A 13,866-nucleotide genomic window follows, 5' to 3' on the forward strand; every position below is an offset into this window, starting at 1 on the left:
ATCAGGAGGAGTTCCCGAGTTGGCCAAAGGGGACGGACTGTAAATCCGTTAGCTCAGCTTTCACTGGTTCGAATCCAGTCTCCTCCACCAATAAAAGTAAGTAAATTAATAATATGCGGGTGTAGCTCAGTGGTAGAGCCCCAGCCTTCCAAGCTGGTTGCGAGGGTTCGATTCCCTTCACCCGCTCCATAGAAAATTAATAACGTGCACCTATAGCTCAGTAGGATAGAGCAACGGACTTCTAATCCGTGTGCCGGGGGTTCGAATCCTCCTAGGTGCACCATTATGTTGGGGTGTAGCCAAGCCGGTAAGGCACTAGACTTTGACTCTAGCATTTTCGCAGGTTCGAGTCCTGCCACCCCAGCCACTTTTATATTTGATCCATTAGCTCAGTCGGCAGAGCACCTGACTTTTAATCAGGGTGTCCCGCGTTCGAGTCGCGGATGGATCACCAATGGAGAGGTACCGAAGTGGTCATAACGGGGCGGTCTTGAAAACCGTTTGGGCTTTGCGGCCCACGTGGGTTCGAATCCCACTCTCTCCGCCAAAAGGAGAAGTACTCAAGTGGCTGAAGAGGCTCCCCTGCTAAGGGAGTAGGTCCCGATAAGGGGCGCGAGGGTTCAAATCCCTCCTTCTCCGCCACATTCTTTAAGGGCCTTTAGCTCAGTTGGTTAGAGCGTCCGGCTCATAACCGGCAGGTCCGGGGTTCGAGTCCCTGAAGGCCCACCAATTACATATTTAAATTTTGCCCAGATAGCTCAGTCGGTAGAGCAGTGGACTGAAAATCCACGTGTCGCTGGTTCGATTCCGGCTCTGGGCACCATTTTTATTTAGCTAGGGGTGTAGTTCAGCGGCAGAACGTCGGTCTCCAAAACCGAATGTCGTGGGTTCAAATCCTGCCACCCCTGCCAAATGTTGTTAGGGCCTTTAGCTCAGTTGGTTAGAGCGTCCGGCTCATAACCGGCAGGTCCGGGGTTCGAGTCCCTGAAGGCCCACCATTAGAATAATAAAAAAGAGAATTGTTAATCACAATTCTCTTTTTTATTATTCTAAATCCTTACTTGAGCTGTTACTAAAAACTTTACTTATTGCATAATAGATTATATTTTTAAGTACAATTTTTATGTTTTTTATTATCAATTTTTTATTAATTGATATAACAATGATATTATTACTAGTGAATGAAAGTTTTTCAAAATCTTTATTTTTTAAATATACATCTTCAACATAAAGAAATGTAATGACCTGATTGTTACTATCTAAAGCATTATTAATATAGAAATCAACCTCAAACTTTCCATTCTTATTTAATAGGATAGTGCAGCTTGGCAAATAGAGATTTATTTCTATTTGTATTGCTGGGTTATAATTACCACTAACAACTATTTTATTTTCATAATTATCTATATTTTCCATAACAAATTTATATGCTATTTCATCATAATCAATATCTATCCTTTTTCTATCTTCTAATACGTCGTATATACGCAATATTTGAGGTAAATAATATATATCATCATAGTTATGTTTAAGAATTTTACCTAATAAATCATCAGATTTAGTTATAAGATACTCTTTATAAAATTCTATGCATTCTAATCCAGTGTAAGCATCAGCTCTATTTATACTAAGAAATGTTTCTATTGTTTTGAGCTTATAATTGTCTAAATTTAAGTACATTTTATTCTTTAATATATCCTTATAAATGTCTTTGGTAACTTTAAATTCGAAAGTTATATTATACCTTTGCAACCTTGCTTTTAAAAATGGAATATCAAAAGTATCACCATTGTATGTTATAATGAGAGAATCAGGATCATAGTCATAAACAAATGTTTTTAAAATTTGAATCTCTTCATTTTTACTTTCTGCAAAATATTGAATTAGTTTATAACTGTTGGCTTTGTAATCATAATTTAAAATGCCAATTAAATATACGTACGAATATTTGCTGTTTAATCCTGTTGTTTCAATATCCAAAAAAGATATGTTATTATTAATAGGTTTATCAGCATTAACTTTTGGATAAGAAATATTCTCTTTTATTATTTTCATATATGCTCACCTGATAATCAATCAATTAAATTATAAGTTTATTTCAAATAAATTCTTTATTTCCTCTTTGTCTTGTGTATATCCAAGAATTGCACATAATTTTATCCTCGCTTTTTGGCCAGGTAAATTTCCACCAAAAATTACCCCTAGATTTCTCAAATGCTTTCCGCCACCTTCATACCCATAAGTATAAAGGACTCTACCCGTATTACATCTTGAGACTAAACCAACAATCATGTTATTTGATAGAGCACGTTTTATTCCTGGTACTAGGTTTGGAGGTACATTACCTCTACCCAAGGCTTCTATTATGAGCCCTTTGTAATTGTTATTTATGTAATAGTCCATAATATCTGCATCCATCCCAGCACAACATTTCAATAATCCAACTCTTTTTTCAATTTTATTCGTTTCTATATGCTGTCTTTGAATGATATTTCTGTAATAAAGAGCTTCATCATTGTCAACTATTCCTAAAGGCCCAAATTCCGGAGATTTGAATGTATCCAATGAAAGCGTATTAGTTTTTGTTACTTCACTTGCAGCATTTATTTCATTGTTCATGACAACTAGAACACCTTTGTCTATTGAGTTAGGTGAAAGAGCAGTACATATAGCAGCTGATAGATTGCTTGAACCATCATAGCCTAATTCTGAGAAATTTCTCATAGCACCAACTAGTATAACTGGCTTTTTTGTATTCAACAATAAATCAAGTAAATATGCTGTTTCTTCTAAGGTATCAGTACCATGTGTTATTATTACAGCATCTGTTTTATCGTCTTCAATTTCAGCTTTTACTAATGAATATAGATCCATTAGTATATCAAGATCGATATGTGGACTAGGTAAATTTGAAAAATTGACAACTTTTATTTCTGCCATATCTTGTATATTTTTTACTGTTCCTATAATCTCTTCAGCATTTAAAGCGGGTATTGCTGCATGAATGCTTGGATCAATTTTCATCGCAATGGTTCCACCAGTAAAAATAATTGCAATCCTTTTTTTCATTTAAATACCTCCATTTTGTGATAATGAAATCGTATCACAGTATTTTCTTAAACACAATATCTCATCAAGCAAATATATAAAATGGTTTATAAGTATTCACCACTAAGGTATAATATACTTATGATTTAAATACAAGAGGTGCAGATATGATATATTTAGATAATTGTTCAACAACAAAACCAAGAAAAGAAGTTATTGAAACCATTAGCAATTGTATGTTATATGATTTTGGAAATCCTTCTTCATTGCATAAAATTGGATTAAATGCTGAAAAAATCTTAAACAATGCTAGAGAAAATATTGCAAGTTTTCTTTATTGTAAAGATAATGAAATCTATTTTACATCAGGTGGAACAGAAAGCAATAATATTGCCATCCAGGGAGCGATAAAGGCAAAAAAAAGAAATGGCAAACACATAATAACTACTAAATTAGAACATCCATCAGTAATAAATGTCATAAAAGAATATGAGAAAGAAGGGTATGAAGTAACCTATTTATCAAATGATGAATATGGTAGAATTGATATATCAGAACTTGAAGAGAGTATTAAGGAAGACACAATACTCATAGCCATAATTCATATTAATAATGAGATAGGAGTGATTCAAGATATTAAAAAAATAAGTCAAATTATTAAATCCAAGAATCCTAACATTCACTTTCATGTTGACGGTGTCCAATCATTTGGGAAACTAAATATATCGGTAAATGAACTTGGTGTGGATAGCTTTTCTTTTAGTGCACATAAAATTCATGGGCCAAAAGGTATAGGTGGACTTTATTTAAGAGGAAAGTCAAGAATTGAACCCATTATTTTTGGAGGGAATCAAGAAAAATCACTTAGATCTGGGACTGAAAATATCCCAGCTATTGCTGGATTTTGTAAAGCAGTAGATATAACTAAGGATAATTTATTAAAAGAAAAATCAGAAGTAGAGGCTATAAAAACAAAATTTGCAGATTACTTTATAGAAAATATAAGTGATATAAAAATAAATTCTCCACTTGATGAAACGGGGTCAAGTTATATACTTAGCGTTTCTTTTAAAGATGTAAGAGGAGAAGTTTTACTCCATATGCTAGAAGACAAAGACATATATGTGTCTACTGGGTCAGCTTGCTCTTCAAAATCAAATAAAAAGAGTCATGTTTTAAAAGCCATAGGAATTAATGATAATTTAATAGAAGGTACTATAAGATTTTGTTTTTCTTATGAAAACATAAATGATGATATTGATTTTGTGTTGAATGAAATAAATAAATTTGTAAGCGACATACGAAAAATAACAAGGAGATGAGGCTTTGGATAAAGTAATAAGCATTAGTTTAGGAGAAATTGTTTTAAAGGGTTTGAATAGAAAATACTTCGAAAACAAATTGATAGACAATATTAAAAGAGCTTTAAAGGGATTAGGAGATTATAAAATATATAAGGAACAAGGTAAAATATATATAGAAGGACTTGAAAATGCAGAACAAACAGCGATTAACAGATTAACTAAGATATTTGGAATAATTTATGTAAGCCCTTGTATCAGAACTTCTACTGACTTAGAAGACATAAAAAAAGCAAGTATAACTTTACTAAATGAGAAGATAAAGGAAGAAGGAATAATTACTTTTAAAGTCAATACAACAAGGTCTGATAAGAGATATCCACTGATATCACCTGAAGTTTCCAGAATAGTAGGAGGAGCAATTTTAGATAAAATTGATAACGTAAAAGTAGATGTTATTTCGCCCAAGATAAATCTATATATTGATATAAAGGAGAACGCTTATGTTTATATTGACAAATTTAAATCAAGAGGAGGGCTTCCTATTGGGACAAATGGTAAGGGCTTATTACTCTTGTCTGGTGGAATAGATAGCCCTGTAGCAGGATATATGATGGCAAAACGCGGAGTTGAGATTGACTGTTTACATTTTCACTCATATCCTTTTACTTCTCAAAGAGCAGAGGAAAAAGTTCTTAAATTAGCAGAAGAATTATCTATATACACAGGCCCATTAAAAGTATATAGCATAAATTTATTAAACATTCAAAAGGCAATAAATGAGAATTGCCCTGAAGACCAAATGACTATTCTTTCGAGACGATTTATGATGAGAATAGGAGAAAGAATTGCACAAGATATCAAGTATGATTGTTTGATAACAGGCGAGAACCTAGGACAAGTAGCGAGCCAGACTATCGAAAGCATTAACGTTATAGAAAAAGCAGTGAATATGACAATTCTTAGGCCTTTAATAGGATTTGATAAAACAGATATTGTAAAAATGGCAATTGATATAGAAACTTACGAAACTTCGATTTTACCATTTGAAGATTGCTGTACAGTTTTCTTGCCTAAGCATCCGTTGACAAGACCAAAATTAAAAGAAATTTTGAAGGCTGAAGAAAGTCTAGAAATAGAAAATCTCATAGATGACGCACTTAAAAATAAAATAGTACGCCAAATAAAATAGAACACTTAAGTGTTCTATTTTATTTTAGTTTTAGCAAAAAAATATATAATATATATTGACATGATTGATTTTGTGGCTTATACTGAACTAGTACGTGTTTAGTAAATATAAACTTTTTGTTTAATGCTATAGAATATGGAGGGACTCATGAAGATTGGAGAAAAAATAAAAGAACTCAGAGTTAGGAATAATTTAACACAGGAAGAGCTTGCTGACAGATGTGAACTTACAAAGGGCTTTATTTCACAATTAGAAAGAGATTTAACTTCACCTTCAATATCAACATTAATAGACATACTAGAATCTCTCGGGACTAATTTAAAGGATTTTTTTAGTGATGAAATAGAAGAAAAGATAGTTTTTCATAAAGAAGATGTTTTTGAAACTGAAAACGAAGAACTTAGGTATGTATTAAGCTGGATAGTTCCAAATTCACAAAAAAATCTCATGGAACCAATTAAAGTTGATTTACTCCCAGGCGGAAAAACTAAAGAGGATTATCCTCATGAAGGCGAAGAATTTGGTTATGTTTTGAAAGGAAATATTATTTTATACATTGGCAATGAAAAATATAAAGTAAAGAAAGGCGAAAGCTTTTATTACAAGGCAAATAGATATCATTATATTTCTAATGAGTGTAATAATAGTGCTTCATTTTTGTGGATAAGTACTCCACCTAATTTCTAAGTGAGGTGAAAAAATGGCAAAAGTTCATACAATTGATTTAATTAATTTATCTAAGAAATTTGGAGAAGATTTAGTATTAGATAATATGAATTTATATATAAGACAAAATGAATTCTTAACCCTGCTTGGTCCTAGTGGGTGTGGCAAAACAACTACATTGAGGATAATTGGAGGATTTGAAAATCCCACTGAAGGAAAGGTAGTTTTTGAAGGAAATGACATTACAGGGCTTCCACCATACTTAAGACAGATAAATACTGTTTTTCAGAGATATGCTTTATTTCCACATCTAAATGTATTTGAGAATATTGCTTTTGGCTTAAAAATAAAGAAAAAAAGTAATGAAGAAATTAAAAAAAAAGTAACTCAGATGTTAGAACTTGTTAATCTAGCTGGTTTTGAAAAACGAAATATTGAGTCATTAAGTGGAGGACAGCAACAGAGAATTGCGATTGCAAGGGCTTTGGTTAATGAACCTAAAGTGTTGCTTTTAGATGAACCTTTAGGAGCATTGGATTTAAAACTCAGAAAAGAAATGCAAATTGAATTAAAGAAGATGCAACAAAGCGTAGGGATAACTTTTATATATGTGACTCATGACCAAGAAGAAGCTTTAACAATGTCTGATACAGTTGTTGTAATGGATAAAGGAAAAATTCAACAAATAGGCACACCAATAGATATCTACAATGAACCTCAAAACAGGTTTGTAGCTCAATTTATAGGTGAAAGCAATATATTAGATGGAATAATGGAAAAAGACTTTAAAGTTTGGTTTTTAAGTAAAGAATTTATATGTGTCGATAAAGGTTTTGATAAAGATGAAAAAGTTGATGTAGTAATAAGACCTGAAGATGTAGAAATAGTTGAAGAAGATAAAGCACAATTAATGGGAATTGTTAAAAACGTTTTATTCAAAGGAGTCCACTACGAGATGGAAGTACAAACAAATGATTATACCTGGAAAATACATTCAACAATAATGAAAGATGCTGGTAGCTATGTTGGCTTGAGAATAGTCCCTGATAACATACATGTCATGAGAAAGGAGAAATAAATGAAATTAAGTAAACATGGTTATTTCTATCTAATATGGATGGCTATTTTCATTGCTATTCCGCTGTTTATGGTAGCTTATTTAGCCTTTACTTCTGGAGATAGTCAAAGTATTTCTCTAGCTAATTTTAGTCTAGAGAATTTTAAGAGATTTTTTACCCCGATGTATTTAGAGGTTCTCAAAAAATCTATACAATTAGCATTTATATCAACTATTATTTGTTTCTTACTTGGTTATCCAGTTGCTTACATAATAAGCAAAGCAAAGTTAAAAAATAGAAATATTTTAATATTATTATTTGTTATTCCGATGTGGATGAATTTCCTATTAAGAACTTATGCATGGCTAACACTATTAGGGAAAAACGGTATAATAAATCTACTTATAACTAAATTAGGATTCCAGCCTTTAGATTTGCTTTATAACGATACAGCCGTTTTACTAGGCATGGTTTATAATTTCTTGCCATTCATGGTATTACCTATATTTTCAGTTTTGACTAAAATGGATAATAGCTTAATTGAAGCATCATGGGATTTAGGAGCTAATAAGCTAAAAACTTTCTTAAAAGTTATATTTCCTCTAAGCTTACCTGGAGTTTTATCAGGAGTTACAATGGTTTTTATACCAGCAGTTAGTACATTTGTCATATCAAGTTTATTAGGGGGCAACAAAACTTATTTAATAGGAAATCTCATAGAACAACAATTTAGATATACTGGAGATTGGCATTTTGGGTCAGCAATGTCAATAATATTGATGGTATTTATATTGATATCTATGGCATTGACATCTAAATTTGATAAAGACAAAGAAGGAGATGTTAGCGGATTATGGTGACAAAACATCTAAGTAGAATTTACACAGCGTTAATTTTTGTGTTTTTATATGCTCCCATAGTTGTTTTGATTATTTTCTCCTTCAATGATTCTAAATCTAGAGGAAATTGGAATGGATTTACAATAAAATGGTACATTGAATTATTCAAAAACAAAGAGATATTAAGATCTTTGTATTATACATTAATCATAGCAATTACTTCATCATTGGTTTCAACAATAATGGGAACTTTTGCAGCTATTGGAATATATGACATGAAAGGATTTACGAAAAAATTTGCTTTAAATCTAAACTATTTGCCAGTATTAAATCCTGACATTGTAACAGCTGTATCCTTTATGGTTTTGTTCAAAATGGCAAAGTTAGAACTAGGGATAATTACAATTATATTAGCACATATAACATTCTGTACCCCATATGTAATACTATCAGTATTACCTAAATTAAAGCAAATGAATAAACATCTAGCAGAAGCTGCTCTTGACCTAGGTGCTACTCCTTTTTATGCAATAAGAAAAGTTATAATTCCTCAGATAATGCCAGGGATTGTAACAGGAGCTTTGTTAGCTTTTACTCTATCTATTGATGACTTTGTGATTAGCTTTTTTACCGCAGGAAAAGGAGTTTCAAACTTAAGCATAATGATTTACTCAATGGCTAGAAGAGGAATTAATCCAGTTATTAATGCGTTATCAACGCTTATGTTTTTAACACTAATGGGTTTATTATTAATTATTTATAAAAGAAGTGAAAAAGAGGAGGAAAAGGCAATTGAAAAATAAATGGATAAAAAGAATTTGTTTATTGCTACTTGGGGTACTATCTGTCAGTATAATATCTGGTTGCTCTGATGACAGACCCACTTTAAACATATACAATTGGGGAGATTATATAGATCCAGAGGTTTTGAATATATTTGAAGAGGAATACAATGTTAGAGTAGTATATGATACTTTTGCTACTAATGAAGATTTATATGTTAAAATCAAACAAGGTGGGAGTAGTTACGACGTTATATTCCCATCAGATTATATGATTGAAAGAATGATAAGAGAAGATCTAATACAGAAAATAGATACTACTAAAATAGCAAATATAAACAATGTAGATGAAAAATTCATGAATTTAGATTATGATCCTAACAATCAATATTCTATACCATATATGTGGGGTACTGTTGGAATAATATACAACAAAAATCTAGTCAATAGACCTTTGACAAAATGGGCTGATTTATGGGATGAAGAATTCAGTGGAGAGATAATAATGCTTAATAGCCAAAGAGATACTCTAGCTGTGGCTTTGAAAAAGCTTCACTATTCAATGAATACCAGAAACATCAATGAGCTTGAAGAAGCTAAAAATGAATTAATTAAGCAACGACCTCTAGTCTATGCTTATCAAGGAGATGAAATAAAGGATTCAATTATCAGTGAGGAAGCTGCTATTGGAGTTGTATGGTCTGGAGATGCTGTTGCAATGATGAGAGAGAATCCAAACTTAGTATACGTTTTGCCTGAAGAAGGCACAAATCTGTGGTTTGATGCGATGGTTATACCAAAAGATGCCCAAAATGTTGAGTTAGCACATAAATTTATCGATTTTATGCTTAGACCAGACATAGCTGCTAAAAATGCAGAATATATAGGATATTCTTCGCCTATACCTAAAGCAATTGAATTACTCAGTGATGAATTAAAGAACAATAAAGTGGCATATCCTGACTTTAGTGAATTGGAAAACACTGAAATATTTAAAGACCCTTCGGACTTATTAAAAGAATATGATAGAATATGGACGGAGATTTTTAGCTCTATGTAAAGATTACATTAAATACTTCCTAAACAAAGGTTATATCAGATGACCTGCATTTAGGAAGTATTTTTATGAGTATATTTGGGTATATAATAGAAAACTATTTACATGGGGGTGTGGGATTGTGGAAATAAAATTCTTTGGAGCTACAAAAATAGTGACTGGTTCAAATATATTGATATCAACTGCTAAATATAAGTTGTTGTTAGATTGTGGGATGTTTCAAGGGAATAAAGAGATTGAAAACCTTAATTACTCACCATTTCCTTATGATCCTAAACAGATAGATTATTTAATATTAACTCATGCTCATATAGATCATAGTGGTAGGATACCAAAATTAATTAATGAAGGGTTTAGAGGAAGAATAATTTCTACTAAACCAACTATGCAATTAAGTGAAATAATGCTAAAAGATAGTGCACATATACAGCAATCAGATATTGAATGGGAAAACAATAGAAGGCGTAGAGCAGGGGAAGAATTGAAGAAACCGCTATACACGATAGAAGAAGCACAACATTCTATTTCTTATTTTAATGTATATAACTATGATCAAGAAATAAATCTAAATGATGATATAAAATTGACATTTAGAGATGCAGGACACATATTAGGATCAGCTATTGTTGAACTTTGGATTAGAGAATATAATAATACCATAAAGATTGTATATACAGGCGATTTGGGAATGTCAAAAAGACCTATACTTAGAGATCCCGAATACATCAAAGAGGCAGATTATTTAATAATAGAATCAACTTATGGGAATAGAATACATGAAAACTATTTTGATAGTATGAATGAATTGATTGAGATAATCGAAAATACAGCAAATAGAGGAGGAACTGTACTGATCCCATCTTTTGCTGTTGGTAGAACTCAGGAACTAATTTATCAACTTAATAAGTACTATGAGTATATAAATACTGAAGAATACAAAAAAATACCTATATATATAGATAGTCCAATGGCAATAGAAGCAACCAAGGTATTTCAAGAAAATGCCATTTTCTTTGATGATGAGGCTAAAAAACTGATTTTATCAGGCGATAATCCTTTTGAATTTGAAAATTTAAGATATGTACAGAGTAAGGAAGAATCTATGAATTTAAATAAAGCCCAGTATCCTAAGGTCATTATTTCAGCAAGTGGTATGGCAAATGCAGGAAGAATAAGACACCACTTAAAACATAACTTGTGGAATTCACAAAACAGTTTAGTATTTGTTGGGTACCAGGCTGAAGGAACCTTAGGAAGATTATTACTTGATGGTGTTAAAAAAGTTAAATTATTAGGCGAAGAAATAATCGTTGGGTTGGAAATATATAATTTACAAGGCTTTTCTGCCCATGCAGATATTCTCCATCTTAGGGATTGGCTATCTCATTTTGAGAAAAAGCCGAAAAAAGTTTTCGTAGTCCATGGAGAAGTTGATGCTGCAAATAGTTTGTCAAGAGAACTTCTATATGATTTTGGGATTGAATCTATTATACCAAATTTTGGGGACGGTTTTATAATAAAAGATGGTTTTACTTCTCAAATTAGTGATTTGGGAATAAATATTTTGAATGAAAGAATAGATATTTTGAGCGAAATTAATGTGCTGGAAGATGAAATTAAGAATTTAAAATTTTTATTAGAAGAAGATAAAAATGATAAAATATTAAGAAATAATTATGATATACTTAGAAATAAAGTGTCAGAAATAAGGAACGCTTTATTAGAAATTAATTTACTATTAGGAAAATAAGGAGGAAATATGAAATTTGTAACGAATCTTTCAAACAATCCATATTATAATTTAGCTTTTGAGGAGTATTTATTTAAGAATTTACCAGATGATGAGGAATATGTTTTTTTGTGGATAAATAGTCCAGCAATTATTGTTGGGAAAAACCAAAACACAATTGAAGAAATAAATCAACAGTTTGTTAATGACAAAGACATTAAAGTGGTTAGGAGAGTTACAGGAGGTGGTGCAGTATATCATGATTTTGGAAATTTGAATTTTTCAATAATAAAAAATATAGAAGGCAAAGAGAAAATAGATTTTTCTGTAATTAACATACCTATTTTAAAAGCTTTAGAGAAATTTGGTATAAACGCAGAACTATCAGGCAGGAATGACCTCACAGTAGATGGAAAGAAAATATCGGGAATTGCTCAATCATTGCACAAGAGAAAAGTATTAAACCATGGAACAATACTTTATGACACTGATTTGAGTGTTTTATCCCAAGCTTTAAATGTCAAACAAGATAAAATAGAGTCAAAAGGAGTAAAATCTGTCAAATCAAGAGTCACTAACATCAGACCTTATATGAAAGAAGACATTGATATCATTGAATTCAAAGAAATATTATTAAAGTATATTTTTGAATATCTTGATCAGCCTTTAGAAGAATATAAACTTTCAGATGAACACTTAGAGAATATAGATAAACTGTGTAAGACTAAGTATAACACTTGGGAATGGAATTATGGGCAGTCACCAGATTTTAACTGGAAAAATTATAAGAGATTTCCTTCTGGTTCAATAGACGTTAGACTAGAAATAAAATCTGGAATAATTGATAATATTAAAATATATGGTGATTTTTTTGGGACAAAAGATGTTTCAGAATTAGAAGAATTACTAAAAAATACAAAATATGAAAAAAATGAAATCCTTAATAAGATATCAAAAATTGATATTGTTAATTATCTTGGAAATATAACTCAAGATGACTTTTTGGAACTATTATTCAGTTATGAGGAGTGAATATGAGAAAAAGCATATTAATATTAATTTTAATCGCGTTTATTATATTAATTAGTATTATAACCCTACCGAGATATTTATCAAATACGATTAATAATGAAGAAGTAATAATAGTAGTCGAGCAAGGTGATAATCTTAGAGACATAGCAAATAAATTATATGAATTAAAAGCTATTAGGAGTAAAAATTATTTTTACTACAAGGGAAAATCATTTGGGAAAGATATAAAAACCGGAGAGTATAAAGTGGCTCCGAATACGTCATTTGAGGATATTTATAAAATGTTAACTATAGGTAATGAGAGTGATACCATAAAAGTAACTTTCCCTGAGGGCTTTACATTATATCAGTTTGCTACAAAACTAGAAGATAATGAATTGGTGGATAAAGATGAATTTATAGCTGCAACTGAAAACTATTTTGATGAGAATCTATCTGACAAAGTCGATAATAAAGATATGTATTTTAGTTTGGAAGGCTATCTTTTCCCTGATACTTATTTTTTTAGTAAAAATCAGGATGAAGCAGATATTGTTGCACTATTGGTGCGAACTTTAAATGATAAGTGGACGCAAGAAATGGAAGATCAACTAATAAAAATGAATAGAACTAAACATGAGATATTGACTATAGCATCTTTAATTGAAAGAGAAGCATATAATGATGATGAGAGAGCGACTATAGCTGGAGTTATTTACAATAGACTTGAGGTAGGAATGCCTCTTCAAATTGATGCATCTGTGATATATGGAAAAGGTAAAGGTAAAGAGCACTTAAGCGTACTCACTAAAAATGATTTAATTGAACCAAATCCATATAATACTTATGTAAACAAAGAGCTTCCACCTGGGCCAATTGCTTCTCCTAGTTTAAATTCTATTATTGCAGCGCTTTATCCAGAAGAACATGATTATTTTTATTATGTAATGGGAGAAAACGGGCATGTGTTTGCAAAAACTTATGAAGAACACCTGAAAAATGTAGAAAATTATAGAAACATGAAATAAAAAAATAACCCACGGTCATAAACCACAATTGGTAAATGAGAGTGGGTTTTTTTGGTGCCGAAGGCGGGAGTCGAACCCGCACGGTGTTGCCACCGCTGGATTTTGAGTCCAGTACGTCTGCCAATTCCATCACTTCGGCATGTTTAGCACAAAAT

12 protein-coding genes and 12 tRNA genes are annotated in these 13,866 nt (G+C 31.3%); 21 read left to right on the forward strand and 3 right to left on the reverse strand.

Features of this window, described 5'->3' with window-relative positions:
* Positions 1-4 precede the first annotated feature (4 nt).
* The 11 genes from E4100_RS05600 (at position 5) to E4100_RS05650 (ending at position 998) form a co-directional block, all read left to right on the forward strand.
* A tRNA-Tyr gene (locus E4100_RS05600) sits at positions 5-90 on the forward strand.
* A 25-nt stretch (positions 91-115) separates the two neighbouring features.
* Positions 116-189 (forward strand) — tRNA-Gly (locus E4100_RS05605).
* Between the two features lie 17 nt (positions 190-206).
* A tRNA-Arg gene (locus E4100_RS05610) sits at positions 207-283 on the forward strand.
* Positions 284-289: 6 nt separating this feature from the next.
* Positions 290-367 (forward strand) — tRNA-Gln (locus E4100_RS05615).
* Positions 368-378: 11 nt separating this feature from the next.
* Positions 379-454: transfer RNA gene (locus tag E4100_RS05620), tRNA-Lys, on the forward strand.
* A 2-nt stretch (positions 455-456) separates the two neighbouring features.
* A tRNA-Ser gene (locus tag E4100_RS05625) sits at positions 457-547 on the forward strand.
* Between the two features lie 3 nt (positions 548-550).
* Positions 551-642: transfer RNA gene (locus E4100_RS05630), tRNA-Ser, on the forward strand.
* 10 nt (positions 643-652) lie between these two features.
* A tRNA-Ile gene (locus tag E4100_RS05635) sits at positions 653-729 on the forward strand.
* A gap of 18 nt (positions 730-747) precedes the next feature.
* A tRNA-Phe gene (locus E4100_RS05640) sits at positions 748-823 on the forward strand.
* A 13-nt stretch (positions 824-836) separates the two neighbouring features.
* Positions 837-911 (forward strand) — tRNA-Trp (locus tag E4100_RS05645).
* A gap of 10 nt (positions 912-921) precedes the next feature.
* Positions 922-998: transfer RNA gene (locus tag E4100_RS05650), tRNA-Ile, on the forward strand.
* 46 nt (positions 999-1,044) lie between these two features.
* Here the strand turns inward: E4100_RS05650 and E4100_RS05655 are convergent.
* The gene (locus E4100_RS05655) at positions 1,045-2,055 is read right to left on the reverse strand and encodes a ribonuclease H-like domain-containing protein (RefSeq protein WP_135271062.1); all 1,011 of its coding nucleotides are present in this window, start codon (positions 2,053-2,055) and stop codon (positions 1,045-1,047) included.
* A 30-nt stretch (positions 2,056-2,085) separates the two neighbouring features.
* The gene (locus E4100_RS05660; protein WP_135271063.1) at positions 2,086-3,069 is read right to left on the reverse strand and encodes an asparaginase; all 984 of its coding nucleotides are present in this window, start codon (positions 3,067-3,069) and stop codon (positions 2,086-2,088) included.
* Between the two features lie 146 nt (positions 3,070-3,215).
* On the opposite strand from E4100_RS05660, the gene E4100_RS05665 reads away from it, so the two are divergent.
* From E4100_RS05665 to mltG, 10 genes are all read left to right on the forward strand, one after another.
* On the forward strand, positions 3,216-4,370 hold the full coding sequence (locus E4100_RS05665; protein ID WP_135271064.1) for a cysteine desulfurase family protein: 1,155 nt from the start codon (positions 3,216-3,218) through the stop codon (positions 4,368-4,370).
* Positions 4,371-4,374: 4 nt separating this feature from the next.
* The gene (gene thiI / locus E4100_RS05670) at positions 4,375-5,541 is read left to right on the forward strand and encodes a tRNA uracil 4-sulfurtransferase ThiI (RefSeq protein ID WP_135271065.1); all 1,167 of its coding nucleotides are present in this window, start codon (positions 4,375-4,377) and stop codon (positions 5,539-5,541) included.
* A gap of 147 nt (positions 5,542-5,688) precedes the next feature.
* The gene (locus E4100_RS05675; protein WP_135271066.1) at positions 5,689-6,228 is read left to right on the forward strand and encodes a helix-turn-helix domain-containing protein; all 540 of its coding nucleotides are present in this window, start codon (positions 5,689-5,691) and stop codon (positions 6,226-6,228) included.
* A gap of 13 nt (positions 6,229-6,241) precedes the next feature.
* Positions 6,242-7,285: a spermidine/putrescine ABC transporter ATP-binding protein gene (gene potA, locus E4100_RS05680; RefSeq protein ID WP_135271067.1), complete on the forward strand. Its 1,044-nt coding sequence runs from the start codon at positions 6,242-6,244 to the stop codon at positions 7,283-7,285.
* Complete coding sequence (locus E4100_RS05685; protein WP_135271068.1) at positions 7,286-8,125, forward strand: ABC transporter permease; 840 nt, start codon at positions 7,286-7,288, stop codon at positions 8,123-8,125.
* Positions 8,122-8,907: an ABC transporter permease gene (locus E4100_RS05690; protein WP_425596612.1), complete on the forward strand. Its 786-nt coding sequence runs from the start codon at positions 8,122-8,124 to the stop codon at positions 8,905-8,907. Before E4100_RS05685 ends, E4100_RS05690 begins: the two co-directional genes overlap by 4 nt.
* 4 nt (positions 8,908-8,911) lie before the next feature.
* Positions 8,912-9,946: an ABC transporter substrate-binding protein gene (locus E4100_RS05695; RefSeq protein WP_209315293.1), complete on the forward strand. Its 1,035-nt coding sequence runs from the start codon at positions 8,912-8,914 to the stop codon at positions 9,944-9,946.
* A 118-nt stretch (positions 9,947-10,064) separates the two neighbouring features.
* Positions 10,065-11,693 (forward strand): MBL fold metallo-hydrolase RNA specificity domain-containing protein, encoded by a 1,629-nt coding sequence (locus E4100_RS05700; protein ID WP_135271071.1) that lies wholly within the window; start codon positions 10,065-10,067, stop codon positions 11,691-11,693.
* Between the two features lie 9 nt (positions 11,694-11,702).
* A complete protein-coding gene (gene lplA, locus E4100_RS05705; RefSeq protein WP_135271072.1) occupies positions 11,703-12,704 on the forward strand; it encodes a lipoate--protein ligase in 1,002 nt (333 codons plus the stop codon).
* Positions 12,705-12,706: 2 nt separating this feature from the next.
* A complete protein-coding gene (mltG, locus tag E4100_RS05710; protein ID WP_135271073.1) occupies positions 12,707-13,711 on the forward strand; it encodes an endolytic transglycosylase MltG in 1,005 nt (334 codons plus the stop codon).
* Between the two features lie 52 nt (positions 13,712-13,763).
* Here the strand turns inward: mltG and E4100_RS05715 are convergent.
* Positions 13,764-13,850, reverse strand: a tRNA-Leu gene (locus E4100_RS05715).
* Between the last annotated feature and the right edge of the window lie 16 nt (positions 13,851-13,866).

Origin of the sequence: Soehngenia longivitae (assembly GCF_004684055.1) — a bacterium.
In the GTDB taxonomy this organism is placed as follows: domain Bacteria; phylum Bacillota; class Clostridia; order Tissierellales; family Tissierellaceae; genus Soehngenia; species Soehngenia longivitae.

Excerpts from the sequence above, each read along its gene's own strand:
- E4100_RS05655 (WP_135271062.1), bottom strand. The coding sequence starts at position 2,055 with ATGAAAATAATAAAAGAGAATATTTCTTATCCAAAAGTTAATGCTGAT.
- E4100_RS05660 (WP_135271063.1), bottom strand. The coding sequence starts at position 3,069 with ATGAAAAAAAGGATTGCAATTATTTTTACTGGTGGAACCATTGCGATG.
- E4100_RS05665 (WP_135271064.1), top strand. The coding sequence starts at position 3,216 with ATGATATATTTAGATAATTGTTCAACAACAAAACCAAGAAAAGAAGTT.
- E4100_RS05675 (WP_135271066.1), top strand. The coding sequence starts at position 5,689 with ATGAAGATTGGAGAAAAAATAAAAGAACTCAGAGTTAGGAATAATTTA.
- potA (WP_135271067.1), top strand. The coding sequence starts at position 6,242 with ATGGCAAAAGTTCATACAATTGATTTAATTAATTTATCTAAGAAATTT.
- E4100_RS05685 (WP_135271068.1), top strand. The coding sequence starts at position 7,286 with ATGAAATTAAGTAAACATGGTTATTTCTATCTAATATGGATGGCTATT.
- lplA (WP_135271072.1), top strand. The coding sequence starts at position 11,703 with ATGAAATTTGTAACGAATCTTTCAAACAATCCATATTATAATTTAGCT.
- mltG (WP_135271073.1), top strand. The coding sequence starts at position 12,707 with ATGAGAAAAAGCATATTAATATTAATTTTAATCGCGTTTATTATATTA.